The 23,801-nt window shown below is 60.9% G+C and carries 24 protein-coding genes and 1 tRNA gene; 20 read left to right on the plus strand and 5 right to left on the minus strand.

Annotated features, from left to right (window positions below; translation table 11 throughout):
- The first annotated feature begins 68 nt into the window (after nucleotides 1-68).
- The 10 genes from GTP23_RS08855 (at nucleotide 69) to GTP23_RS08900 (ending at nucleotide 11,144) form a co-directional block, all read left to right on the plus strand.
- A complete protein-coding gene (locus GTP23_RS08855; protein WP_161034855.1) occupies nucleotides 69-995 on the plus strand; it encodes a carbohydrate ABC transporter permease in 927 nt (308 codons plus the stop codon).
- A gap of 100 nt (nucleotides 996-1,095) precedes the next feature.
- Nucleotides 1,096-1,899 (plus strand): carbohydrate ABC transporter permease, encoded by an 804-nt coding sequence (locus GTP23_RS08860; protein ID WP_202412173.1) that lies wholly within the window; start codon nucleotides 1,096-1,098, stop codon nucleotides 1,897-1,899.
- Between the two features lie 15 nt (nucleotides 1,900-1,914).
- Entirely contained in the window at nucleotides 1,915-3,054 is a 1,140-nt protein-coding gene (locus GTP23_RS08865) for an ABC transporter ATP-binding protein (protein WP_161034857.1), read from the plus strand.
- Nucleotides 3,055-3,092: 38 nt separating this feature from the next.
- Complete coding sequence (locus GTP23_RS08870; RefSeq protein WP_161034858.1) at nucleotides 3,093-5,720, plus strand: TonB-dependent receptor; 2,628 nt, start codon at nucleotides 3,093-3,095, stop codon at nucleotides 5,718-5,720.
- Between the two features lie 167 nt (nucleotides 5,721-5,887).
- The gene (locus GTP23_RS08875; protein WP_161034859.1) at nucleotides 5,888-7,240 is read left to right on the plus strand and encodes an ABC transporter substrate-binding protein; all 1,353 of its coding nucleotides are present in this window, start codon (nucleotides 5,888-5,890) and stop codon (nucleotides 7,238-7,240) included.
- Nucleotides 7,212-7,919 (plus strand): response regulator, encoded by a 708-nt coding sequence (locus tag GTP23_RS08880; protein WP_161034860.1) that lies wholly within the window; start codon nucleotides 7,212-7,214, stop codon nucleotides 7,917-7,919. The genes GTP23_RS08875 and GTP23_RS08880 overlap by 29 nt, the downstream gene beginning before the upstream one ends.
- The gene (locus GTP23_RS08885; protein WP_229256015.1) at nucleotides 7,912-9,363 is read left to right on the plus strand and encodes a sensor histidine kinase; all 1,452 of its coding nucleotides are present in this window, start codon (nucleotides 7,912-7,914) and stop codon (nucleotides 9,361-9,363) included. The genes GTP23_RS08880 and GTP23_RS08885 overlap by 8 nt, the downstream gene beginning before the upstream one ends.
- A 114-nt stretch (nucleotides 9,364-9,477) precedes the next feature.
- Nucleotides 9,478-9,657 carry a hypothetical protein gene (locus tag GTP23_RS08890; RefSeq protein ID WP_161034862.1) on the plus strand — a complete coding sequence of 60 codons (180 nt, stop codon included), beginning with the start codon at nucleotides 9,478-9,480 and terminating at the stop codon, nucleotides 9,655-9,657.
- A 90-nt stretch (nucleotides 9,658-9,747) separates the two neighbouring features.
- Complete coding sequence (locus GTP23_RS08895) at nucleotides 9,748-10,515, plus strand: GIN domain-containing protein (protein ID WP_161034863.1); 768 nt, start codon at nucleotides 9,748-9,750, stop codon at nucleotides 10,513-10,515.
- Nucleotides 10,516-10,535: 20 nt separating this feature from the next.
- Nucleotides 10,536-11,144 carry a tetratricopeptide repeat protein gene (locus GTP23_RS08900; protein ID WP_161034864.1) on the plus strand — a complete coding sequence of 203 codons (609 nt, stop codon included), beginning with the start codon at nucleotides 10,536-10,538 and terminating at the stop codon, nucleotides 11,142-11,144.
- Between the two features lie 35 nt (nucleotides 11,145-11,179).
- Here the strand turns inward: GTP23_RS08900 and GTP23_RS08905 are convergent, their stop codons facing one another.
- The 5 genes from GTP23_RS08905 to GTP23_RS08925 all read right to left on the minus strand — a co-directional run bounded on the left by GTP23_RS08905 (nucleotide 11,180) and on the right by GTP23_RS08925 (nucleotide 16,335).
- Nucleotides 11,180-11,719 carry a cytochrome b/b6 domain-containing protein gene (locus tag GTP23_RS08905; RefSeq protein ID WP_371866869.1) on the minus strand — a complete coding sequence of 180 codons (540 nt, stop codon included), beginning with the start codon at nucleotides 11,717-11,719 and terminating at the stop codon, nucleotides 11,180-11,182.
- A complete protein-coding gene (locus GTP23_RS08910) occupies nucleotides 11,706-11,990 on the minus strand; it encodes a PepSY domain-containing protein (protein ID WP_229256016.1) in 285 nt (94 codons plus the stop codon). The genes GTP23_RS08905 and GTP23_RS08910 overlap by 14 nt, the downstream gene beginning before the upstream one ends.
- 23 nt (nucleotides 11,991-12,013) lie before the next feature.
- Nucleotides 12,014-12,697, minus strand: coding sequence for a Fe2+-dependent dioxygenase (locus tag GTP23_RS08915; RefSeq protein ID WP_161034865.1), 684 nt, complete (start codon nucleotides 12,695-12,697; stop codon nucleotides 12,014-12,016).
- Nucleotides 12,681-13,808: an alpha-hydroxy acid oxidase gene (locus GTP23_RS08920; protein ID WP_161034866.1), complete on the minus strand. Its 1,128-nt coding sequence runs from the start codon at nucleotides 13,806-13,808 to the stop codon at nucleotides 12,681-12,683. Before GTP23_RS08920 ends, GTP23_RS08915 begins: the two co-directional genes overlap by 17 nt.
- A 157-nt stretch (nucleotides 13,809-13,965) precedes the next feature.
- Complete coding sequence (locus GTP23_RS08925) at nucleotides 13,966-16,335, minus strand: TonB-dependent receptor (RefSeq protein WP_229256017.1); 2,370 nt, start codon at nucleotides 16,333-16,335, stop codon at nucleotides 13,966-13,968.
- Between the two features lie 193 nt (nucleotides 16,336-16,528).
- Between GTP23_RS08925 and GTP23_RS08930 the strand changes: the two genes are divergently transcribed.
- The 10 genes from GTP23_RS08930 to nuoF all read left to right on the plus strand — a co-directional run bounded on the left by GTP23_RS08930 (nucleotide 16,529) and on the right by nuoF (nucleotide 23,783).
- Nucleotides 16,529-17,509, plus strand: a complete 981-nt coding sequence (locus tag GTP23_RS08930; protein WP_161034867.1) for an NAD(P)H-quinone oxidoreductase — start codon at nucleotides 16,529-16,531, stop codon at nucleotides 17,507-17,509.
- Nucleotides 17,510-17,608: 99 nt separating this feature from the next.
- Nucleotides 17,609-18,355 (plus strand): triose-phosphate isomerase, encoded by a 747-nt coding sequence (tpiA, locus tag GTP23_RS08935; RefSeq protein WP_161034868.1) that lies wholly within the window; start codon nucleotides 17,609-17,611, stop codon nucleotides 18,353-18,355.
- An 88-nt stretch (nucleotides 18,356-18,443) separates the two neighbouring features.
- Nucleotides 18,444-18,851 (plus strand): preprotein translocase subunit SecG, encoded by a 408-nt coding sequence (secG, locus tag GTP23_RS08940; RefSeq protein ID WP_161034869.1) that lies wholly within the window; start codon nucleotides 18,444-18,446, stop codon nucleotides 18,849-18,851.
- A 194-nt stretch (nucleotides 18,852-19,045) separates the two neighbouring features.
- A tRNA-Leu gene (locus GTP23_RS08945) sits at nucleotides 19,046-19,130 on the plus strand.
- Between the two features lie 173 nt (nucleotides 19,131-19,303).
- Nucleotides 19,304-19,663, plus strand: coding sequence for an NADH-quinone oxidoreductase subunit A (locus GTP23_RS08950; RefSeq protein WP_161034870.1), 360 nt, complete (start codon nucleotides 19,304-19,306; stop codon nucleotides 19,661-19,663).
- Between the two features lie 3 nt (nucleotides 19,664-19,666).
- Entirely contained in the window at nucleotides 19,667-20,143 is a 477-nt protein-coding gene (locus tag GTP23_RS08955; RefSeq protein WP_008450353.1) for a NuoB/complex I 20 kDa subunit family protein, read from the plus strand.
- 1 nt (nucleotide 20,144) lies between these two features.
- Nucleotides 20,145-20,735 (plus strand): NADH-quinone oxidoreductase subunit C, encoded by a 591-nt coding sequence (locus GTP23_RS08960; protein ID WP_161034871.1) that lies wholly within the window; start codon nucleotides 20,145-20,147, stop codon nucleotides 20,733-20,735.
- 3 nt (nucleotides 20,736-20,738) lie between these two features.
- Nucleotides 20,739-21,992, plus strand: coding sequence for an NADH-quinone oxidoreductase subunit D (locus GTP23_RS08965; protein ID WP_155434983.1), 1,254 nt, complete (start codon nucleotides 20,739-20,741; stop codon nucleotides 21,990-21,992).
- 19 nt (nucleotides 21,993-22,011) lie between these two features.
- Entirely contained in the window at nucleotides 22,012-22,491 is a 480-nt protein-coding gene (gene nuoE, locus GTP23_RS08970; protein ID WP_155434984.1) for an NADH-quinone oxidoreductase subunit NuoE, read from the plus strand.
- The gene (gene nuoF / locus GTP23_RS08975; protein ID WP_161034872.1) at nucleotides 22,488-23,783 is read left to right on the plus strand and encodes an NADH-quinone oxidoreductase subunit NuoF; all 1,296 of its coding nucleotides are present in this window, start codon (nucleotides 22,488-22,490) and stop codon (nucleotides 23,781-23,783) included. The genes nuoE and nuoF overlap by 4 nt, the downstream gene beginning before the upstream one ends.
- Nucleotides 23,784-23,801 lie beyond the last annotated feature (18 nt).

Genomic DNA, 23,801 nt, shown 5'->3' on the forward strand with positions numbered 1-23,801 from the left:
TAGACCGGCGCCGGGCGCGGTGCCGGTCCCTTTTTTCTCCCGCACAGACACGAATACTGGAGTCCTCCTTGAAACATGCAGTTCACACAGTCAGGCCGTGGCAGCTGGTGCTGTTTCTTGCACCGGCCCTGCTGGTCTACACGCTGTTCAGCGCCATGCCGCTGGCGCAGACGCTGGCGCAAGGCTTCTTCAGCGCCGACGAGAATGGCAAGGCCGTATTCGCCGGGCTGGAAAATTTCCGCACCATCCTGCTTGATCCCGACTGGTCGGCCGGCTTCTGGAACGCCATGGTGAATAACGCGCGTTTTTTCGCCATCCACATGCTGCTGCAGAATCCTGTCGGGCTGGCGCTGGCCACGCTGTTCAGCCTCAAAGGCCTGCGCGGAGCCCGTACCTATCGCACGCTGATCTTCCTGCCTACGCTGCTGTCGGTGGTGATCATCGGCTTTATCTGGCAGCTGATCCTGTCGCCGCTGTGGGGTGTGGGCGAGAAGCTGCTGGGCTTTGCCGGACTGGCCGAGCTGTTTGCACCATGGCTGGGGCAGGAGGAGACGGCGCTGACCGCGCTGTCCATCGTCTCGGTCTGGCAGTACATCGGCATGCCGATGATGCTGATCTATGCCGCACTGCTGGCTGTGCCGGATGAAATCGTCGAGGCAGCCCACGTGGAAGGCGCCAGCGCGCTGCGCATCTTCTGGCAGATCAAGCTGCCGCTGATCTACCCGACGCTGGGCCTGGTCACCATCCTGACCTTTGTCGCCAACTTCAATGCCTTTGATCTGATCTATTCCGTCAAAGGGGCGCTGGCGGGGCCGAACTACTCGACCGACATCCTCGGCACGCTGTTCTACCGCACCTTCTTCGGCTATCAGGCGCAGGTGGGCAATGCCTATCTGGGCTCTGCCGTGGCCACGCTGATGTTCCTCGTGATACTGGCTGGTGTAGGCGTGTACTTCGTGGCCGTGCAGCGCCGGCTGACCCGCTACGCCCTGTGAAGGATGCGCCATGACTGTGATTGCCATGAAACCTGAATATACTGTAACGCCCCAACTGCCTGCTACGGCGGGCAAAGCACGCATCGACGCCGGCCGCCTGATGGTGCATGCCGCACTGCTGGCCTACACGGTGCTGGCGCTGTTCCCGATCGCGCTGATCCTGATTAACTCGGTCAAGACGCGGGCTGCCATTTTCGATGATCCGCTGGCCCTGCCGACTATGGAAACCCTGACCTTCAGCGGCTTCGTCAAGGTCATCGAGAGCACCAACTTCCTGCAGTATTTCGGGAATAGCCTGATCGTCACACTGCTGTCGCTGGGCTGCATCGTGCTGTTCGGCGCCATGGCCTCGTGGGCGCTGTCGGAGTACCGCTTCATGGGCAGCCGGCTGCTCGCGCTATTCCTTGCGCTGGGCATCATGATTCCCATCCGTCTCGGCACGGTGTCGATACTGGAGCTGATGGTCAGGCTGGAGCTGGTCAACACGCTGACGGCGCTGGTGCTGGTGTACACGGCGCAGGGCCTGCCGCTGGCTGTGATGATCCTGTCCGAATTCATGCGCCAGGTGCCGGCGGAACTCAAGGATGCGGCGCGCTGCGATGGCGTGGGCGAAGTGAGGATTTTCTTTCAGGTGATCCTGCCGCTGATCCGTCCAGCCATTGCCACCGTGGCCGTGTTCACCATGATCCCGGCCTGGAACGACCTGTGGTTCCCGCTGATTCTGGCGCCATCGGAACCTACCCGCACCGTCACGCTCGGGGTGCAGCAATTCATCGGCCAGTACGTCACGGACTGGAACTCGGTACTGGCGGCGCTGTCGCTGGCCGTGATTCCCATGCTGATCCTGTATGCACTGTTTTCGCGTCAACTGATCCGCGGCCTGACGGCTGGCGCGGTCAAATAATCAAAGAGGAATTACATGGCTAGTGTCAGCCTTCAAGCATTACGCAAGTCCTACGATGGCAAGACCGATATTCTGGCCGGTATCGATCTGGACATCGCCCATGGTGAATTCGTCGTGCTGGTCGGGCCTTCCGGCTGCGGCAAATCGACGCTGCTGCGCATGCTGTGCGGCCTGGAAGAGATCAGCGGCGGCAGCATGCTGATCGGCGATCAGGTGGTCAACCATCTGCCGCCGGCGGAGCGCGGCATCGCCATGGTGTTCCAGAGCTATGCACTGTATCCGCACATGACGGTGTACCAGAACATGGCCTTCGGCCTGAATGTGGCGGGCAAGGACAAGGCGCAGATCCGCGAACGTATCGAACGCGCTGCGGCCACGCTGAAAATCGGCCATCTGCTGGAGCGTCTGCCGCGCGAGCTGTCGGGCGGTCAGCGCCAGCGCGTGGCTATCGGTCGCGCCATAGTGCGCGAACCGCGTCTGTTCCTGTTTGACGAGCCGCTCTCGAATCTGGATGCCGCGCTGCGGGTACAGACCCGGCTCGAAATCGCCAAGCTGCACCGCCAGCTCGACGCCACCATCGTCTATGTCACGCACGATCAGGTGGAAGCCATGACGCTGGGCGACAAGATCGTAGTGATGCACGAAGGGCATATCCAGCAGGCCGGCACGCCGCTGGACCTGTATCAGCAGCCGCGCAACCTGTTCGTGGCGGGCTTCATCGGCTCGCCCAAAATGAATCTGCTGGCCGGCACGGTGCTCACGGCCCACGCGGGCGGGGTGCTGGTGCAGCTGGCCAGCGGCGAAACGGTACGCGCCGCCGTCGATGGCAGTGCGCTGGCGCCCGGTGCGGCCGTCACGCTGGGGCTGCGGGCGGAACATATCAGCGAATCGGATGCCGGTTCGGAGCTATTCAAAGGCGAGGTCAGTGTGGTCGAACACCTGGGCGAAGCCAATTACATCTACGTCAGTCGTGAAGGTGGAGAAGACGTGGTGATACGTGGGGACGGAGAAAGACACGTCGCGATAGGACAGAGCATCGTCTTTTCAGCAGATAGCACGGCCTTCCACGTGTTTGACGAGCGGGGGCAGGCGCTACGCCGTCTGCAGCCCGGAAATATGGTGTCGGCGGCGCGCAGTATGATGCGCAGTGCCTGATATCGACGCGGTTCACTGTTTTCAACAAGGAGAATTGAATGACTAAGCCGGTACTCAAGAAAAAAATATTACCTCACCTGATCGCGCTGGCGCTGGGCAGTGCGGTGGCACCGCAGGTGTTTGCGACGGCAGATGCCGATGCGGTGGCTGCAGCGGAGGTAGCACAAAGTGGCAGTGAAGAGCAGAAAGTGGAAGTGCGCGGTATCCGCGAGCGGCTGAAACGCAATCTGGCCGAGAAACGTGATGCCGGCAACGTGGTCGACACCGTAACGGCAGAAGATGTGGGCAAGTTCCCCGACAAGAACGTGGCCGACTCGCTGCAGCGCGTGCCCGGCATTTCGGTGGACCGTACCTGGGGCGAAGGGCGCGACATCTTCGTGCGCGGCACCGACAAGAATCTGAACCTGACCCAGCTCAATGGTCAGGCCGTGGCTTCCGGCTACTGGTGGAAGAACGACTCGCAAAGCCGCGGTTTCAACTACGATATTCTGGCCTCCGAACTGGTCGGCAGCATCGACGTCTACAAGAGCCCTTCGGCCGATCTGGACGAAGGCAGCATAGGCGGTCTGGTGATCGTCAAGACGCGCAAGCCGTTCCAGCTGAAACCATTGGTGGCGCAAGTCTCGGCCGAAGCCACCTACAGCAAGCTGCCGAAGAAAACCGATCCGCAAGTATCGGGTCTGCTGAGCTGGACCAATGACCAGAAGACTTTCGGTGCACTGGTAGCGCTGAGCAGCCAGCAGCGCACCATGCGCCGCGACGGTCTGGAAAACTTCACCGACACCACCAAGTACAACATCACCGACCAGAACGGCGTCGTGACGCCCGGTGCCTATGCCTCGTGGGGTGGCGGCTCGGCCATCTTCCGTCAGGACCGCAAGCGCACCACGGGCGATATCACGCTGCAGGCGCGGCCGAATGCGAATACAGATCTGACGCTGAATTACATGAACTCGGATATGAGCATGGATAACAGCAACCAGAACTACCTGTGGGAAGCCGGTGGTCTGGCCGATGGCAAGAATAATCTGAAAGTCATCGATCCGAAATTCATCACCACGTCCGACGGCACCAAGGCGCTGGTGGGCGGCACGGTAGGCCCTACCGGCGGCGTTTCGTTCGAACCTATCTTCCGCCAGTCGTATGTGAAATCGCAGGTGCTCGATCTGGATGGCACCTACGATGGCGACAACTGGAAGCTGCATGGGCAGGCCGGCACCACCAAGGGCTCGGGCGGCAGCGATCATGACCGCAACTTCTGGTTCGTGGGGAATACCCGCACCACCTTCAATATCGCGCCCGACACCTACGAGGTGAAATACCTCGATATCAATCCGCTCGATCCGACCAAGCTGGTGCTGCAGAATTCGCGCGACTGGATACGCCGCATGGAGACCAAGGAAAACTATGCGCAGGCCGATCTGACGCTGGAGCTGAATGGCGACTTCCTGAAATCGCTGAAATTCGGCGCCAAGTTCCGCGATACCACGGTGCAGAACCGCCGCATCATCGGTACCGATGGTCCGAACAATCCGGGCTGGCAGTCGTTCACGCTGGCCGATCTGTCCACCGGCGCTTCGCCGCTACTGAGCCAGAAAGCCGCGAATGCCGGCTCGCTGACCCAGTATGCATGGGTGGATGACGGTCTGGCCTATTCCAAAGGCTTTGCCATGTACGACAAGGGCATGGTGTATGCGGAAGCCAAGAACGAGTACTACCGCATCAAGGAAAAAATCTACGCGACCTATGCCCGTGCCGATTTTTCCGTAGGCCAGTGGCGCGGCGACTTCGGCGCCCGTATCGTCAAGACCGACCAGACTTCGGAAGCCTATCAGGCGCTCAAGGGTGACGGTAACTACACGCTGGGCAGCGTCACGCGCAGCTATACCGACGTGCTGCCCAACCTGAACGCCGTGTATTCGGTGAATAAAGACCTGCTGGTGCGCGGTGCCGTGTCGCGTGTGATGGCGCGCAACACCTATTCGGATCTGAGCGCCAGCACCGAAGTCAGTGGCACCACCAACGCTGCTACGGCCGGCAATCCGCTGCTCAAGCCCTACCATGCGAATCAGGCCGAGATAGGCGCCGAGTGGTATTACGCCGATGCCTCGCTGCTGTCGGCCACGCTGTTCGCCAAAAAGCTGGACACCTTCATCTACACCAAATCGGCGCAGGAGAATGTGGCAGGCGTGACCCGTACGGTGACCCGTCCGTATAACGCCAACAACGGCGAAACCGTCAACGGTCTGGAACTGCAATGGCAGCAAGCCTTCAGCAACGGCTTCGGCGCCATCGTCAACTACACCTTCACCGATGCCAAGACGGGTGCCAACGAAGGCGGCCAGAAACTCAACGTGGTGGGTAACTCGCGCAATCAGGCCAACGTGACGGGCTTCTATGAAAAAGATGGCTACAGCGTCCGTCTGTCCTACAACTACCGTTCCAAAGCCTATGGTGCGCTCGACGAAGGCGGTCAGGATGTCACCAGCGCCTACGGCCAGTGGGATGCTTCGGCCAGCTGGGATATTACGCCTAAGGTCAGTCTGTATCTGACGGCGGTAAATATCGGTAACGCAGTGATTCGTACCAACACGACCAATGGCCTGCCGGTGGGCGTGTATGAAAACGGTGCACGTTACAGTCTGGGTATCAAAGCCAAGTTCTAAGCTGCGCGGCGGCGCATTGGATACCGCAGTGTTGTATCCATGCGTCGCCACCGGCTTAGTGGTGTAACGGACGCTGCGCGGAGGTTCCGCCAGCGTCCGACTCCGTTATAATCCAGACACTGTTTTATTCGGGATAACGAGTGACTGCGTCAAGAAAACATGTAGCCGTGCCTGGGCTTTGCCGGTTACGTTATGGCGTATTTGCCAGCTTGCTGCTGGCGCTCTCCGGTCCCGGCAACGCCCATGCCGCCAGCCAGAGTTCCGCCACCGCATCGGCTGCCTCTGGCGCTGCGCCAGCCACCTTGCAGGTGCTGCACTGGTGGACTTCCAGTACCGAACGCAGGGCCGCCAATGCGCTGGCTGCGCGCATGGCCGAAGAAGGGCTGGAATGGCGCGATGCGGCGATACCGGGTGGGGCAGGGCTGGGCGCCGGCAAGGTGCTCAAGAGCCGCGTGCTGGCCGGCGATGCGCCGGAAGTGACGCAGATTATCGGTGTCTCGATCGCCGAATGGGCCGAACTAGGGCTGCTGCTGGAAATCGATAACGTCGCCACGGCCGCCAACTGGAATGGCGTGCTGTTCCCCACCATACAGAACCTGATCCGCCACCGCAAACATGTGGTGGCAGCGCCGCTAGGCATCCATCGCATCAATACCCTGTATTACAACCGCGCCTTGCTGGCACAGCACAAGCTGGCGCCGCCGCAGAGCTGGGCCGAATTCCAGAACGTGGCGCTGCGCCTCAAGGCGGCCGGTGTGCAGCCGCTGGCGCAAAGCAGCGAAGCGTGGCAGGTGGCTGCGCTGTTCGAAAACCTGCTGCTGGCCGAGAGCGGCCCCGAGTTCTATCGCGATCTGTTCGTGCGGCGTGATCCGGCCGCTGCTGCAGACCGGCGCACGGCGGAAGCGCTGGAGCGGCTGCGTACCATCAAGGGCTGGATCAGCAACCAGCTCGATGAAAAACCGTGGCCCGATGTGGTGCGCCAGTTCGCCCGCAAGGAAGCGGCCATGATGATCATGGGCGACTGGGCCAGGCCGGAACTGATAGAACGGGGCATGCTGCTCGATGAAGATTTTGCCTGCGGCACGGCGCCGGGTACGGCCCGATACCATCTGTACAGCGTCGACACCTTCACCATGTTTGCCGGCGACTACCGTCACATGCCGGCACAGGAACGCATGGCACGCCTGCTGGTGACGCCGGCCGCGCAGAGCGAGTACAACCAGCTGAAAGGTTCGGTGCCCGTGCGGCGCGATGCCGATGCCAGCCGCATGGATAGCTGCGCACGTGCGTCGTGGAGCAGTTTCGCCCAGGGTGCTGCCGTGCAGGCGCCCAGCATGGTGCACCGCATGGCGACTGATGAAGCCAGCCGCGATGCCATCATCGCCGAGATACACCGCTATTTTCTGGATGATAAAGCCACTCCGGCCGACGCCCAGCGCCGGCTAGGTGCGCTATTCCGCCTGTTTAATCTGAGAAGCCAAGGAGCTGTCGGTGCGCAAAATCCTGATCGTAGACGATGACCAGAAGACCCGGGTTCTGCTCAAGACCTATCTGGAGAAGAACCAGTATGAAGTAATCCTGTCGCATAACGGCGAAAGCTTTCTGGCCGAACTGCAGCAGCATGTGGACCAGCTCTCGCTGGTGATACTGGACGTGATGCTGCCCGATACGGACGGCTTCGCACTGTGCAAGCAGGTGCGTCAGCGCTCCAACGTGCCCATCATCATGCTGACGGCCAGCTCCGACGAGACCGACCGCATCGTCGGGCTGGAACTGGGCGCCGACGACTACATTGCCAAGCCGTATAGCCCGCGCGAACTGCTGGCCCGCATCAAGGCGATACTGCGCCGCACGGCGCAGGAACAGCCCGCGGTGCGCTACTACCGCTTTGTCGGCTTTACGCTGGATCTGATGGAGCGCAAGGTGATCGCGCAGGATGGCCAGCTGGTGGCGCTGACGGGGCTGGACTTCCAGCTGCTCAAATATTTTGTCGAGCATCCCGGTGTGGTGCTGGACCGCAGCGCGCTGTGCGAGGAAACCCGCGGGCGCGATGCCGGGCCGTTCGATCGCTCGCTCGATGTGCAGATCAGCCGTTTGCGCCTGCGCCTCAATGACGACGGCAAGCAGCCTGCCCTGATCAAGACGGTGCGCGGCGCCGGCTATGTGTTCTCGGCCGATGTGGTGGTCTCCCATGCCTAGTTTCCGGCAGCGGCTGTGGCCTGCCTCGCTGCTGGGGCGTCTGAGTCTGGTGATGGTGGCTGGGCTGCTGCTGACACAACTGGTGGCCAGCTATATCTGGGCCAGCCAGCTGCGTGCCAAGGCGCAGGTGGAAGTGCAGTCAGCCTCGCAGTATGTGGCGCACGGCGCGTCCGGCGCCATCCGTTTCTTCCGCAGCCTGCCGGCCAATTACCGCCAGCTGCTGATCCAGCAGCTGCGCGAAATGGGCGGCACGCGCTTCTTCGTCAATTTCAACCACGCTTATGTGCCGGTGCACAGCATCGAGGCGACGCCGCTGGCCGATAGCGCTTTGCAGAGCGTGGCGGCGACGCTGAAAAGCGATCTGCCCCATTCGCCGCCGTCGCATCTGGCGTTTGCGTGGCCCGATCAGCTGGTGGTGTCGGAAGATGGCGTGCGCCTCAATGATCTGCCCGACGCATGGGTGCAGCACATCCTGCTACTCAAGCCCGATCCTGCGCCGATACTGGTGATCCAGACCGAGATCGAGCCGGGCAACTGGCTGTACATGGCGGCGCTGATGCCGAATCCCTACTTCCTGAGCAGTAACGATCCGCTGGCGTGGGACCGGCTGGCCCTGCAGGGCCTGTCGCTGGCCGTGGTGCTGCTTTTGTGCCTGCTGGTGGTGCGCTGGATTACCCGCCCGCTGGCCGCACTGTCGGAGGCGGCGGCAGCCTTCGGGCAGGGGCAGGACGACAAGACCCTGCCTTTGCCGGAAACGGGCAGCCGCGAATTCATCAACACGGCACGGGCCTTCAGCGCCATGCGCGAACGCATCCAGCGCTATATCGAAGACCGCGAGCGGCTGTTCATTTCGATTTCCCATGACCTGCGTACCCCCATCACGCGGCTGAAACTGCGCTCGGAATTACTCGACGACGAGGCCTTGCGCAACGAGTTCGAAGAAGATCTGGACGAGCTGGATATGATGGTGAAAGGCGCACTGCAGTGCGTGAAGGATAGCGACATCCACGAGAACCCCGCCGAAGTGAAGCTCGATGCCATGCTGGGGCGGCTGGTGCGCAGTGCGCGGCTGGCCGGTCACGAAGTGGCTTATCAGGACACCGGCCTGAGTGTGCGGGCCAAGCCGCTGGCGCTGAAGCGGGCCATAGGCAATCTGCTTGATAATGCGCTGTATTACGGCAAGCGGGCCGAGATCAGCGTCACCAGTGCGGACGGCATGGTGGCCATCGCCGTGCGCGATCACGGCCCAGGCGTGCCGGAAGATGCGCTGGCCAGCCTGTTCGATCCCTATGTGCGTCTGGCCCACGGGCGCGAACAGAATGACGGCGGCATGGGGCTGGGGCTGGGCATCGCCCGCAGCGTAATCGAAGCGCATGGCGGCCAGCTGCAGCTCTCCAACCACCCTCAGGGCGGGCTATATGCCGTGATCCGTTTGCCCGCCTGACGCGCCTAAATGTCGTTCAGCACCCGTTTTTTGCGTTTCGTCGCAATCCGCACGACGCTTGCGGGGCCTATGTCTATAGTGCTCACATACCGCAACGATTTTAAGGAGAGCAAAATGAACATCGCAAAAAACATGGAAGTGATCTTCCTCGCTGCCACCATGGTACTGGGTACCTTCGCTTACACCAGCAGCGCTGCCCAGAAAGCCGCCGAACTGGCACCGGTCGCCCAGGTGAGCCAGGCTAGCATGCAGGTGGTTGTGGTGAAAGGCCATCGCCTGAGTGCCAACGCCTGATTGCATGACGCCCGCCGCCATCGGCAGGGCTGCTAGAATTGTGCGACGCCGCCCCCAGTGCGGATGGGATACACCAGTGAGGATATCGTTATGAATAAGTTTTTCCAGTTCGGCCTGCTGCTGGCCACCTGTAGCGCACTGTGGAACTCGGCCTTTGCCGCCGAAGACCCCGTCGAGAAGCGCGTGGTGGCCATCGATGCCCGCGTGGTGCGCGTCAAGCTTGATGGCGTGATCGACCTCAAGGTGCGTCAGGGTGCGGCACCGGGGCTGATCATCATCGGCGAGAAGCGCTACCTCGATAAGACTACCTCTTCCACCACGGGCGATACCCTGCATCTGGAAACGGAAGGGCGCGGCATCAAGATAGGCCGCAATATGGTGCGCGCCGAACTGACCCTGCCCATGCTGCGCGAAGTGGTGTCCGAAGGCGTAGGCACTACCGATATCAGCGGCTTTAGCGGCGAGGAACTGGAACTGACGCTCGATGGCGCCGGCAGCATGAAAGTCAATTGCGACTACAAGAATCTGAAGGCTGATCTGGGTGGCGTGGGCAGCATGAATCTGTGGGTGAGCGAGAACGAGAACGTCGATCTCGATCTGCGCGGCGCCGGCTATATCACGCTGGGTGGGCGCAGCAAGATGCTGAAAGCTTCGCTGGGCGGGCTGGGTGGACTGAATGCCCAGCAGCTGCAGGCTGAAAATGTGAATGTAGACCTCAGTGGTCTCGGGAATGCCACCGTCAACGCGCGCAACAACGCTACCCTGAGCCTGAGCGGGCTGGGTTCGGTCACGGTGTACGGCAAACCGATGAACCGTAATGTGAGTGTGGATGGTTTGGGTAAAGTCAGCTGGAAGTAATCGACAGGACCACCGGGGATATGAAAAAAATCATACTGGCACTAGGCCTGGCCTTCAGTCTGCCGCAGCTGGCGCAAGCCGGCTTCGCAGAAGGCGCGACTGCCTACAACGCTAAAAATTATACTGTGGCGCTGAAAGAAGTCACGCCACTGGCCAAGGCCGGCAATGCCGATGCCCAGCATTTGCTGGGCCTGATGTATTACATGGGCCGCGGCGTCACACAGGATTACAAGCAGGCGCTCGATTGGCACCGCAAGGCAGCCCTGCAGGGCAAGGCCGATGCGCAATATGTGGTGGGCGCCATGTACTACACGGGTAATGCCGTGATACAGGATCACAAGCAGGCCGTGGCCTGGTTCCGCAAGGCGGCCGAGCAGGGCCACGCGGAAGCGCTGCAGGCGCTGGGCCTGATGTACCGCTATCACACGGCCGGACTGCCGCAGGATAATGTGATCGCCTACATGCTGTGGAATCTGGCAGCAGCCTATGGCTCGGTCAATGCGGCCGAGCAGCGTTCGGCCGTGGTCAAGAACATGACGGCGGAGCAGCTGGAAGAAGGGCAGGCATTATCGGCGGCATGGAAGCCGAATACGCCGCTGCCGCAGCGTTCCCGGACTGGCGGTAGCTAGTGCGGGCGGGTGGCGGCGTGTGCGCCGCTACCGATTCAGCCAGGGTGGTCGTCAGCGTCCTTGCGGCCGCTGAGCATGGCGGCTACCAGATTCTCGCGGTGCTGCCAGCTGGTGAACAGCACGCCGCCCAGATGCAGGGCGATCAGCCCTAGCAGCGTCCAGCCCAGCGCCTGATGCACGCGCACCGGCCAGGCATACCCCCACAGCAGATCCGTATTCAGGGCCCAGCCCGTGATGCCCAGCAGGGCTACGCACAGTAGCAGGGCCAGCACCATCCAGCCGCCCAGCGGATTATGGCCGAGGTAGCGCGGCGCCGTGCCGCCGATGACCTGACGCAGGTAGTGCAGGGTATCGCCGCCATTGCGCACAAACTGGCTGAAGCGGGCGTAGTAATTGCCCGTATAGCCCCACAGGAAGCGGCAGGCCACGATGGCGGCCGCACCATAGCCCCAGTATTCATGCTGGGGGCCGGTATCGCTGCTGGTCAGCCAGGCGGCGGCCACGCATAGCACCAGTGACCAGTGCAGCAGCCGCAGTGGCAGATCCCAGATCGTCAGTGGCTTATTCTTCGACACGGGCGAAAGTCACGGGATCGAAGAAGGCTTCCACGCGCTTGCCTTTCGGGTCCTTGGCGTAGACTTCGTAGCAGGAGTTGGTGGCTTCCATGCGGCGGATCACCCAGCCTTCGGCTACCAGTTTCTTCTGCAGTTCTTCGTGCGATTTCCATTCCGATTTGGGCGCTTTGGTGCACACCACATTGCCGTGCGCGCTGGCGCTGGCGGCGCATACGGCCAGCAGCACAGGCAGCGCAAATTGCGCCAGACGGGAGTAAGAACGTTTCATCATGATTCCTTTCAAAATAAGGCGGTTCAGGTCTGAGCCCAGCGCCGCAGCAGATTATGATAGATGCCCGTCAGCCTGACCAGTTCATGATGGTCAGGCGGCAGGGATTGCGACAGATTCTGCACGGTGCGGTCCAGATCGAACAGCAGGCTACGTTCGCCTTCATCGGCCACCATGCTCTCGATCCAGAAGAACGAGGCCAGCCGGGCGCCCGCCGTGACAGGGGTGACGCGGTGCAGGCTGGACGAAGGGTAGAGCACCATATCGCCCGCTGCCAGTTTAACCGACTGCACGCCGAATTCACTTTCCACTTCCAGCACGCCGCCTTCGTACTCATGGGGCTCGGACAGGAACAGCGTGGCCGACAGGTCGCTGCGCACGCTGCCCTGATTGCCGGGCAGTTGCATCACGGCGCTATCGACATGGGTGCCGTAGGTGCCGCCATCCTGATAGCAGTTGAATTTGGGCGGAAAGATCTTGCGCGGCAGGGCGGCGGAAACGAACAGCGGCTGGCCTGCCAGGGCACGCAGGATGTGCTGGCCCAGACTCTGGGCCGGTTCGGCGTTGTCCTGCAGTTGCAGATTCTGTTTGACGTGGCGCGCCAGAGTGCCGCCTGTCAGGGTGCCATCCTGCCAGCTGGCCTGTGCCAGCCAGCCGCGGAACTGGCGGACTTCGTCTTTGCTCAGTACATTTTCAATCGTGATTAACATGGTGCTCTCGCTGATGGAACAGGGCCGTAGCCCGGATGTGATCGATATGGGCACAGCCGGCGAGGGCCATGCAGATTTCCAGCTCTTCGCGCAGCAGCTTGAGCATGTGGGCCACGCCCAGTGCACCGGCCACGGCCAGCGCATACAGCTGCAAGCGGCCTATGGCCACGGCATTCGCGCCCAGTGCCAGCGCTTTGAAGACATCGGCGCCCGAGCGCACGCCGCCGTCGAAGACGATGGGCAGGTCCTTGCCCACGGCAGCGCGGATGGCAGGCAGTACGTCCAGCGTGGCAGGCGCGCCATCGAGGCTGCGGCCGCCGTGGTTGGAAACGATGATGCCGGCCACGCCGGCAGCTTGCAATGCCAGCGCATCGTCGCCATGCATCACGCCCTTGGCCCAGACGGGCAAGCGGGTTTGCGTGAGCAGCCAGCGCAATTCGTCCCAGTTCGGTGCTGCCGCCATTACCCCTTGCAGGATGCGGCTGGCGCCTGGTGCCACGGCGCTTTCCTGCGCCGGCGTATAGCCTGCCAGATTGACGGGAACGCAGTGTGCCGGCAGCTGGAATTGCGCCGCCAGCGTGCGCAGGCTGGCGACCTGTATCGGTGCGTCCAGCGTCAGCACGATGGCGCTGTAACCGGCGGCTTCGGCACGGCGCAGCAGGTCCAGCGTATCGGCACGCTGCGGCTGCAGATACATCTGGAACCAGCGCTGCGGGCCGGCGCTCCGGGCCAGCTGTTCGAGTGTGCAGGAGGACTGGGTGCTGGCGATGATGGGGCAGTCCAGCGCCGCTGCACCGCGTACGGTTTCATGTTCGCCACCGGGGTGCACCAGATTATGGAAGGCCACAGGCCCCAGCATCAGCGGATGGGCCATGGCTATGCCAGCCAGCGTGATGGCCGTGTGGCCTGCGCTGACGTCGCGCAGCAGGCGCGGCGTGATGGCCCAGCGTGCATAGGCGGCGCGGTTGGCCGCTACCGTCTGGTCATGGCCGCTGCCGCCGGCGATATACGCCAGCGTGGGCGCGGCGATGAATTGCGGCGCCAGTGTTTCGTAGTCGAGCGCGCAGCGGATTTCCGGCGGAATGTGGTTCAGTGGCATGGATGCAGGCATGGCGGATTCAGGCTAGGGCAGGGAAGGCAGCTCAGGCAGAGTATTCATCTTACGTGGGTTTGCCGTGAAAAGCTTGTGGCCGCAAAGCGCTAGCAGTAAAAAAAATGCCGGATGGGGTATCCGGCATGGGGTAAGCTTTACAGCGACTTGACCTCGATTACAGTTCGTAGTTCACGGTCAGGCGTACGGCGCGGGCGTCACCCTTGTACAGGAAGGCGCCGGAGCGGTACACGGCCGTGTAGTAGTCCTTGTTGCCGACGTTGAGCACATTCAGGCGCAGGTCGAAGCGGCGGCTGAAGCGGTAGGCGGCAAACACGTCGTACACGGTGAAGGCCGGTACTGGCTGGGCGCATACGCCGTTGGTGTAGCCGGCTGCCGTATCAGGCTGGCCGCCGCAACGGTCGCTCTCGTGGCGCGCTACGGCGCCATAGCTGAGGGCATCGGTCTGCTGGAATTTCAGCTGGGCCGAGAAGGACTTCTTGGCGAAGTTGGACAGCGGCTTGCCGATATTCGTGGCCGTGGCCGAACCCAGTACTTCCGACTGCATGATGCTGCCGCCGATCTGGCCCGACAGGCGCTCGGTGAAGTTACCGGCGAGGCCGACTTCCAGACCGCGCACACGGTTTTTACCCGTGTTGAAGGTGCCTACCGTGTCGTAGTTGGCGCCTTCCATCACGTCCTTCTTGGTGGTCTGGAACAGGGCGGCGGTGGCCAGCAGCTTGTGGTCGAACAGATCCCATTTGGTACCCAGTTCGTAGTTGATCGAGGTTTCCGGCTTGGCGCCAGCGATCTTGCCGTCGTACAGCACGGCGCCGCCGTAGCCGCTGCTGGTGCCCGAATCGGCTTCGCCGCCGTTGATGTCCTGCGCACTGGCTACGCTAGCGTAGATGATGGCATCCTTGGCCACTTTGTAGCTCAGGCCGAAGTGGCCGTTGACCAGCGTATCGTTGTAGGCATAGTCGCCCGTGATCACGCCGGTGGTGTTGTTGCGGCGGACCAGATTCAGGTCGAAGTAGTCGGCGCGGATACCGCCGAAGGCGCTCAGTTTGTCCGTCAGGTCTACCGTGTCCATGGCCGTCAGCGCCACGGTCTTGACATGCCAGTCCTGATTCCAGCCCAGACGGGTGGCGCTGCGGCCGGCCAGCGTGTTCAGGCTGGCGTAGTTCTGGCCGTAGGCGTCGCTGAGGCAATAGGCATTCAGCGGGCCGACTGGCGCAGCGCCATTGCTGGCGGTGCGGCAGTTGTAGGCGCCCGTGTTGGTGATCTGGTAGGTGCCGGACAGGACTTTGTGGTCGGTGTATTCGGCGCCGAAGATGAATTCGTGTTTCAGGCCGGCCAGTTCCTTGTCCCAGCGCAGATTGCTCTGGTGTGCGAAGTAATCGACTTCCTGCCAGCCCGTGTGGCCGCCATCCAGCGCCGCTGCGGTGAAGGGCACGCTGGTGCTGCCGTTGTAGCGGGTGCCGGCATTGGCGCCCGTGGTGACATAGGCGTTGCTGGACTTGCCGTAGCGGGTCAGGCTGGTCAGCTTGAGTTGCGGTGCGATTTTCCAGTTGATGCGCGCGGTCAGGGTATCGACATCGGATTGCAGGAAGTCGCTGGTCTGGGCGTACACCGGAACATTGTTGGCCGGTACGCGGTTAGGCACGGTGCCGACCAGATAGCCGCCCAGATCGGGCATGTGGTCCTTGGTGCGCAGGCCGTAGTAGTCGGTGGTCAGGCTGAAGTTGTCGGTTGCTTCCCACAGGCCGGACAGGGCCAGACCGCTGCGGCTGCGGCTCGATGGCGCGCGACCCGGCACGTCTTCTTCCCCCCACAGGATGTTGGCGCGCACGGCGAAGTTCTCGCCGTAGCCACGGTTCACGTCCGAGGTGATGCGGCGCTGCGAATCGCTGCCCACGCCAGCCGAGAAGCGGGTGAAGTCGTGATCCAGCGTGGCCTGTTTGGTGATGGCGTTGACTGCGCCGCCAGCCGTGCCGCGACCGGCAAAGCTCGAATTCGGGCCTTTGGAAATTTCGATCTGTTCGACGGCGAAGCTTTCGCGCGTGCTCATGCCGGGGTCGCGCAGACCGTCGACAAACACGTCGCTGCGGGCTTCCTGACCGCGGATGATGTAGCGGTCGCCAAAGGCATTACCGTTTTCGCCCGTACCCAGCGTGATGCCCGGCTGGGCGGCCAGGATCTGTTTCAGGTCGGTCAGGCCGGAGTCGTCGATGGCGGCCTTGGTGACCACGGAAATGGTCTGCGGGGTTTCGGCCAGCGGACGGGTATGGCGGCTGTCGGCCGAAGTCTTGGCCTTGTAAGGCGTGCCTGCTTCGGCATTGGGATTCGGGTCGAGGCGCTTGCCCAGTACCAGCACTTCGCGCATGTCGACGGTCTTGTCGGTGTTGGCGGTCTGCGCCACAGCGGCCAGCGGCAGCAGCATGGCGGTGGATAGGCCCATGGCCAGGCTGGTTTTCTGCATGCTGCGCAGGGCGCTATCCTGTTCCATGCGGATGCTGTGCGGGTGTTGGGCTTTCGGCTTGTTCAAAATAGTCGTCTCGAAAAAGTAGGTGGGACGGAAATAAAGGTTGGCGAAGAGTATAAGCAGACTTAATGCGAATGTAAATAGGAATTGATCTCATTAGCATCTTGGCTCTCATTTCTGTTTGTGGTGCGCACTGCGTCCAGAGCGACGCTGGCGTACAATTGCCGTTTGACCAAGCTTGATAGGAGAGGGTGCGATGCGCGCGATACAGATAGTTCAGCCCGGTGCGGCCGAGGTGCTGCAGCTGTGCGAGCGGCCTATGCCCGTGGCCGGTGCCGGCGAAGTGCTGATCAAAGTGCATGCGGCAGGCATCAACCGGCCCGACGTGCTGCAGCGTAAAGGCTTGTACAACCCGCCGGCTGGCGCCTCCGATCTGCCGGGGCTGGAAGTGGCGGGCGAGATCGTCGATGGCGATCTGGACTACACCACATTTGATCTAGGCGATGCTGTGTGCGCGCTGGTGCAGGGCGGCGGCTATGCCGAGTACGTAGTGGCGCCCATCGAGCAGGTGCTGCCCGTGCCCAAGGGCTGGAGCATGCTGGAAGCGGCCACCATCCCCGAGAACTATTTCACGGTATGGAGCAATGTGTGGGACCGCGCGCGGCTGGCGCAAGGTGAAACCCTGCTGGTGCAGGGTGGCAGTTCCGGCATCGGCGTGACGGCCATCCAGTTGGCCAGTGCGCTTGGTCATCGCGTGTTTGCCACTGCCGGCAGCGACGACAAGGTGGCCGCCTGCGTAAAACTGGGCGCCGAGCGCGGCATCAACTACCGCAGCGAAGACTTTGCTGCGGTGGTCAAGACGCTCACCGATGGCCGTGGTGTGGACGTGATCCTCGACATGGTAGGCGGCGACTACCTGCCGCGCGAAATCGACTGTCTGGCCGACGATGGCCGTATCGGTCTGATCGCCACGCTGGGCGGTGCCAAGGCCACGGTGGATCTGGGGCAGGTGCTGCGTCGTCGTCTGACTATCAGCGGTTCGACCCTGCGCCCCCGTTCGCCAGCTTTCAAGGGCGCGATTGCGCGCCAGCTGCTGGAAAAGGTCTGGCCGCTGTTGGCTACACGTAAGCTGCAACCGGTAATCTACGAAGTTTTCCCGCTGGAGCAGGCCGCTGCAGCGCACGCTTTGATGGAGAGCAGCCAGCATGTGGGCAAGATCATGCTGCAGGTAATCTAGGCAATCTCGGTGTGGCAATCGCGGCACGCTGCCAGCCCGTGGTTTGACCGGTATTCCGGCAACGCGTTAAAATAACGGGTTATTGAATTTTAGGCTACTATGCGACGCAAACTTGTCATTGGCAACTGGAAGATGAACGGCAACCGTGCCGCCAACTCCACACTGCTGTCCGGTATTCTGGCCGGTCTGAACGATTTCGGTGCTGACTGCGCAGTATGCGTACCAGCACCCTATCTGGCCCAATGTGAAACCCAGCTGCAGGGCAGTGCGGTAGCGTGGGGTGCGCAAGACCTCTCCGTGCACGCCAGCGGCGCCTACACGGGCGAAGTGGCCGCGGCCATGCTGGTGGACTTCGGTTGCCGCTATGTGCTGTGCGGTCACTCGGAGCGTCGTGCCTACCACCATGAAAGCAATGAGCTGGTGGCGCAGAAGGCCCGTGCCGCACTGGCCGCCGGTCTGACGCCGGTGGTGTGTGTGGGTGAAACGCTGGAGCAGCGCGAAGCGGGGCAAACGGCCGCCGTGATCGGCGCCCAGCTGCAAGCCGTGCTGGATGTGCTGGAAAACAGCGAGCTGATCAAGATTGTGGTGGCTTATGAGCCAGTCTGGGCCATCGGCACGGGCAAAACTGCAACACCGCAGATTGCGCAGGAAGCGCATGCGCTGCTGCGTGCACAACTGGCAGCCAGGGATGCAGTAGCGGCGGCCAGCATGCAGATACTGTATGGCGGCAGCATGAAGCCGGAAAACGCCAAGGAGCTGATGGCCCAGCCCGATATTGATGGTGGCCTGATAGGCGGTGCAGCTTTGAAAGCAGCGGATTTCCTCGGCATTATCCAGGCCGTTTAAACCGCCGTATGCAAGGTATTAGCTGCGACGAATTAGCAGTAAGGCAGTAAATAGCAGTAAAAACATTTTTATTTTTGAATGGAATAGCATGAACACTTTGTTCAATCTGGTTATCGTAGTTCAGGTTCTGTCGGCCATCGCCATCATCGGTCTGGTGCTGCTGCAGCATGGTAAGGGTGCCGACATGGGCGCCGCCTTCGGTTCGGGCGCTTCGGGCAGCCTGTTCGGTGCCACCGGCTCGTCGAACTTCATGTCCAAATCGACCGGCATCGCGGCCGCGATCTTCTTCAGCGCCACCCTCGCGCTGTCGTATATCTCGACCCAGCGCGGCGATACCGTCAGCGGCGGTGTGATGGACAAGGCAGCGCCTGCAGCACCGGCACCGGCTGCACCAGTCACCGGCACGGCAGCAATTCCGACCGCGCCAGCAGCTGCGCCTGCAACGGCACCTGCTGCACCGGCCGCCAGCGGCCCGGCTGCTTCGATTCCGAAGTAAGCCTGACGTAAGTTATAAGTTGTGACATTGCCGGCCTGATAAGCCGGCTGCTGAATATTTTGGCAGTTGCGGGTTTCTCTGCTCGAAAAAAACAATTCAATAGGTATCTCAGCAAATATTTATCGTTTTTCGTCTTGTTTTAACGCAATTCGCATTAACAAGATTGTGAAAAAGCGTTAGAATAATGGCCTAACGCCGACGTGGTGAAATTGGTAGACACGCTATCTTGAGGGGGTAGTGGCGAAAGCTGTACGAGTTCGAGTCTCGTCGTCGGCACCAGAAATTCAAGGCCAGCATAAGGAGCACCGAAGTGACCCTAGGCTGGCTTTTTTACGAGGATGTGTCGTTCGATCCTGGTCTAAGTAGTTATACGATTGGGGCGAACGTTAAGCGCACCGCAAAACATCGCAGTGGGCCCTTTTAACTGACCGTTCAACATAAGCTCATCAATCGTGAACCTCGAAAATTATCTCCCCGTCCTGCTGTTCATCCTCGTCGGTCTCGGCGTAGGCATACTCCCGCAAGTTCTCGGCCATCTGCTCGGCCCTAAACGCCCAGATGCGGCTAAACTTTCTCCTTACGAGTGCGGTTTCGAAGCATTCGAAGATGCGCGCATGAAGTTCGACGTGCGCTACTACCTGATCGCAATTCTGTTTATTTTGTTCGACCTGGAAACGGCATTCTTCTTCCCATGGGGCGTATCCATGCGCGAACTGGGCTGGGGCGGCTTCGTCACGATGATGGTGTTCATTGCTGAATTCGTTGTCGGTTTTTGGTATATCTGGAAGAAAGGTGCCCTTGATTGGGAATAAGCCATGGCTATTGAAGGCGTATTAAACGAAGGTTTCATCACCACCTCGGCCGACAAGCTGATCAACTGGGCGCGTACGGGTTCCATGTTCCCGATGACGTTCGGTCTGGCCTGCTGCGCGGTTGAAATGATGCATGTGGGCGCGGCCCGTTACGATATGGACCGCTTCGGCGTTGTGTTCCGTCCTTCGCCACGTCAGTCCGACGTGATGATCGTGGCCGGCACGCTGTGCAACAAGATGGCCCCCGCACTGCGCAAGGTCTACGACCAGATGCCAGAGCCGCGCTGGGTGATCTCGATGGGCTCCTGCGCAAACGGCGGCGGCTACTATCACTACTCCTACTCTGTGGTGCGCGGTTGCGACCGCATCGTGCCGGTAGACGTCTACGTGCCGGGCTGCCCGCCTACGGCTGAGGCGCTGCTGTATGGCATCATGCAGCTGCAAAACAAGATCAAGCGTACCAACACGATCGCACGCTAATATGACTACACATTTAGAACAACTGCAAAACGCCCTCGGCACTGCCCTGGGCGATCGCGTTACTACCACCGTTGCACTGGGTGAGATTACGCTGGTAGTGGCTGCGGCCGACTACTATGGCGTGATGCAGACCCTGCGCGACGATGCGACGCTGGGCTTCGACACCATGATCGACCTGTGCGGCGTGGACTACTCGACCTACGGCGACGGCGCCTGGGACGGTCTGCGTTTCGCCGCCGTGACCCATCTGCTGTCCGTCAAGCACAACTGGCGCGTGCGCGTGCGCGTGTTCGCACCGGACGACGATATGCCAGTGCTGGCTTCCATCGTGCCGCTGTGGCGCGCTGCCAACTGGTACGAGCGCGAAGCGTTCGACGTCATGGGCATCCTGTTCGAAGGCCACAACGACCTGCGCCGCATCCTGACCGACTACGGCTTCATCGGCCACCCGTTCCGCAAAGACTTCCCCGTATCGGGCTATGTCGAAATGCGCTACGACCCGGAACAGAAGCGCGTGATCTACCAGCCGGTCACCATCGAGCCACGTGAAAACGTGCCACGCGTGATCCGCGAAGAAAATTACGGGAAGTGACACATGGCAGAGATTAAAAATTACACCCTGAACTTTGGTCCGCAGCACCCGGCAGCGCACGGCGTGCTGCGTCTGGTGCTGGAACTGGACGGCGAAGTGATCCAGCGCGCCGACCCGCACATCGGCCTGCTGCACCGCGGCACCGAGAAGCTGGCCGAGCAGAAGACCTTCCTGCAGTCCGTGCCTTATATGGACCGTCTGGACTACGTTTCGATGATGTGCAACGAGCACGCCTATGTAATGGCCATCGAAAAACTGCTGGGCGTGGAAGTGCCACTGCGCGCACAGTACATCCGCGTGATGTTCGACGAAATCACCCGTATCCTGAACCACCTGATGTGGCTGGGCGCGCACGCGCTCGACGTCGGTGCGATGGGTCCGTTCCTGTACTGCTTCCGCGACCGTGAAGATCTGTTCGACTGCTACGAAGCCGTGTCCGGCGCGCGTATGCACGCAGCCTACTATCGTCCCGGTGGCGTGTACCGCGACCTGCCCGATGCGATGCCACAGCACCGTCCGTCGATCATCCGTTCGGCCAAGGCGATCAGCAAGCTCAACGAAAACCGTCAGGGTTCGCTGCTGGACTTCATCGAAGACTTCACCCGTCGTTTCCCGACCTATGTGGACGAATACGAAACCCTGCTGACCGACAACCGTATCTGGAAACAGCGTACCGTCGGCATCGGCGTGGTCTCGCCGGAAGATGCGAAAGCCATGGGCTTCACGGGCGCCATGCTGCGCGGTTCGGGCGTGGCCTGGGACTTGCGCAAGCACCAGCCTTACGAAGTCTACGATCTGATGGACTTCGATATTCCAGTCGGCACCAACGGCGATTGCTACGACCGCTATCTGGTGCGCGTGGAAGAACTGCGTCAGTCCAACCGCATCATCAAACAGTGCGTGGAGTGGCTGCGTAATAATCCGGGTCCTGTCATGACTGACAACCGCAAGGTTGCGCCTCCGGGCCGCGTCGACATGAAGACCAATATGGAATCGCTGATTCACCACTTCAAGCTGTTTACCGAAGGCTTCCACGTCCCGCCGGGCGAGGTGTACAGCGCGGTGGAACATCCGAAGGGCGAATTCGGCATCTATCTGGTTTCCGATGGCGCCAACAAGCCGTACCGCATGAAGCTGCGCGCACCTGACTACGCGCACTTGCAGTCGCTCGATGAAATGGCGCGTGGCCACATGATCGCCGACGCCGTGACCATCATTGGTACGCAAGATATCGTGTTCGGCAGTATTGACCGCTAAGTCCGAGAGGCAGAAAAGTATGTTGTTATCTGAGCAGTGTTATAAAAAAATCGACCGCGAACTGGCTAAATATCCAGACGACCAGCGTCAATCGGCCGTGATGGCTGCGCTGGCCCACGCGCAAGTGGAACTGGGCTGGGTTTCGCCGGAAGTCATGCAGGAACTGGCTGACTACATCCGCATGCCGGCCATCGCCGTGCAGGAAGTGGCCACTTTCTACAATATGTACAACCTCAAGCCGGTCGGCAAGCACAAGATCACCGTGTGCACCAACCTGCCTTGCGCACTGTCGGGCGGTGTACGCGCCGGCGAGCACCTCAAGGACAAGCTGGGCATCGACTACCGTGGTACCACGGAAGATGGCGAGTTCACCCTGATCGAGGGCGAGTGCATGGGCGCCTGCGGCGACGCACCGGTGCTGCTGGTGAACAATCACCGCATGTGCAGCAAAATGAGCAATGAGAAAATCGACGCACTGGTGGAGGAGCTGAAGAAATGACCTCCCTGCATAACCGTCACATCGACCCTGTCATTCTCGCCGGTCTGGACGGCAAGAACTGGCATCTGGAAGACTACGTCAAGCGCGGTGGTTACAGCGCGCTGCGCCGCATTCTGGAAGAGAAAATCACCCCCGAGCAGATCATCGCCGACCTGAAAGCGTCGTCGCTGCGCGGCCGTGGTGGTGCAGGCTTCCCGACCGGCCTGAAGTGGAGCTTCATGCCACGCCAGTTCCCTGGCCAGAAATACCTCGTCTGCAACTCGGACGAAGGCGAACCGGGTACGTTCAAAGACCGCGACATTCTGCGCTACAACCCCCATGCACTGATCGAAGGCATGGCCATCGGCGCTTACGCGATGGGCATCACGGTCGGCTACAACTACATCCACGGTGAAATCTTCGAGGTGTACAGCCTGTTCGAAGATGCGCTGGAAGAAGCCCGCGCGGCCGGCTTCCTGGGTGACAAGATCATGGGCAGCGATTTCAGCTTCCAGCTGCACGCACACCATGGTTATGGCGCTTACATCTGCGGCGAAGAAACCGCGCTGCTGGAATCGCTGGAAGGCAAAAAAGGCCAGCCGCGCTTCAAGCCGCCTTTCCCTGCGTCGTTCGGCCTGTATGGCAAGCCAACCACGATTAACAACACCGAGACCTTTGCTGCCGTTCCGTTCATCCTGAATATGGGGCCGGAAAAATATCTGGGCATGGGTCGCCCTAACAACGGCGGTTCCAAGATCTTCTCGATCTCGGGCGACGTTGAGCTGCCGGGCAACTACGAAGTACCACTGGGTACGCCGTTTGCCAAACTGCTGGAACTGGCAGGCGGTATGCGCGGCGGTAAAAAGATCAAAGCCGTTATCCCGGGTGGTTCGTCCGCTCCGGTGATCCGCGGCGAAGTGATGATGAACACCGACCTCGATTACGATTCGATCTCCAAAGCGGGTTCGATGCTGGGTTCGGGCGCTGTCATCGTCATGGACGAAACGCGTTGCATGGTCAAGGCGATGGAACGTCTGGCTTATTTCTACTTCGAAGAATCGTGCGGTCAGTGCACCCCATGCCGTGAAGGTACGGGCTGGATGTACCGTATGATCCACCGGATCGAAAACGGTCAGGGTCGTCCTTCGGATCTGGATGTGCTGAACTCGATCTGCGACAACATTCAGGGCCGCACTATCTGCGCTCTGGGTGATGCGGCAGCAATGCCTATGCGCGCGTTCATCAAGCAATTCCGCGAAGAATTTGAATATCACGTCGAGCACAAGCACTGCTTAGTGCCCGCTTACATTTAAGCTGCGTCAGGTAACGAT

Origin of the sequence: Duganella fentianensis (assembly GCF_009857835.1) — a bacterium.
Classification (GTDB): domain Bacteria; phylum Pseudomonadota; class Gammaproteobacteria; order Burkholderiales; family Burkholderiaceae_D; genus Rugamonas; species Rugamonas fentianensis.

What these genes read in the sequence shown, in the direction of transcription:
- GTP23_RS08900 (WP_161034864.1), top strand. Translation starts at nt 10,536, where the DNA reads ATGAAAAAAATCATACTGGCACTAGGCCTGGCCTTCAGTCTGCCGCAG.
- nuoE (WP_155434984.1), top strand. Translation starts at nt 22,012, where the DNA reads ATGTTGTTATCTGAGCAGTGTTATAAAAAAATCGACCGCGAACTGGCT.
- tpiA (WP_161034868.1), top strand. Translation starts at nt 17,609, where the DNA reads ATGCGACGCAAACTTGTCATTGGCAACTGGAAGATGAACGGCAACCGT.
- GTP23_RS08885 (WP_229256015.1), top strand. Translation starts at nt 7,912, where the DNA reads ATGCCTAGTTTCCGGCAGCGGCTGTGGCCTGCCTCGCTGCTGGGGCGT.
- GTP23_RS08870 (WP_161034858.1), top strand. Translation starts at nt 3,093, where the DNA reads ATGACTAAGCCGGTACTCAAGAAAAAAATATTACCTCACCTGATCGCG.
- GTP23_RS08955 (WP_008450353.1), top strand. Translation starts at nt 19,667, where the DNA reads ATGGCTATTGAAGGCGTATTAAACGAAGGTTTCATCACCACCTCGGCC.
- GTP23_RS08910 (WP_229256016.1), bottom strand. Translation starts at nt 11,990, where the DNA reads ATGATGAAACGTTCTTACTCCCGTCTGGCGCAATTTGCGCTGCCTGTG.
- GTP23_RS08960 (WP_161034871.1), top strand. Translation starts at nt 20,145, where the DNA reads ATGACTACACATTTAGAACAACTGCAAAACGCCCTCGGCACTGCCCTG.
- secG (WP_161034869.1), top strand. Translation starts at nt 18,444, where the DNA reads ATGAACACTTTGTTCAATCTGGTTATCGTAGTTCAGGTTCTGTCGGCC.
- GTP23_RS08965 (WP_155434983.1), top strand. Translation starts at nt 20,739, where the DNA reads ATGGCAGAGATTAAAAATTACACCCTGAACTTTGGTCCGCAGCACCCG.
- GTP23_RS08865 (WP_161034857.1), top strand. Translation starts at nt 1,915, where the DNA reads ATGGCTAGTGTCAGCCTTCAAGCATTACGCAAGTCCTACGATGGCAAG.
- GTP23_RS08915 (WP_161034865.1), bottom strand. Translation starts at nt 12,697, where the DNA reads ATGTTAATCACGATTGAAAATGTACTGAGCAAAGACGAAGTCCGCCAG.
- GTP23_RS08890 (WP_161034862.1), top strand. Translation starts at nt 9,478, where the DNA reads ATGAACATCGCAAAAAACATGGAAGTGATCTTCCTCGCTGCCACCATG.
- GTP23_RS08860 (WP_202412173.1), top strand. Translation starts at nt 1,096, where the DNA reads ATGGTGCATGCCGCACTGCTGGCCTACACGGTGCTGGCGCTGTTCCCG.
- GTP23_RS08930 (WP_161034867.1), top strand. Translation starts at nt 16,529, where the DNA reads ATGCGCGCGATACAGATAGTTCAGCCCGGTGCGGCCGAGGTGCTGCAG.
- GTP23_RS08895 (WP_161034863.1), top strand. Translation starts at nt 9,748, where the DNA reads ATGAATAAGTTTTTCCAGTTCGGCCTGCTGCTGGCCACCTGTAGCGCA.
- GTP23_RS08920 (WP_161034866.1), bottom strand. Translation starts at nt 13,808, where the DNA reads ATGCCTGCATCCATGCCACTGAACCACATTCCGCCGGAAATCCGCTGC.
- nuoF (WP_161034872.1), top strand. Translation starts at nt 22,488, where the DNA reads ATGACCTCCCTGCATAACCGTCACATCGACCCTGTCATTCTCGCCGGT.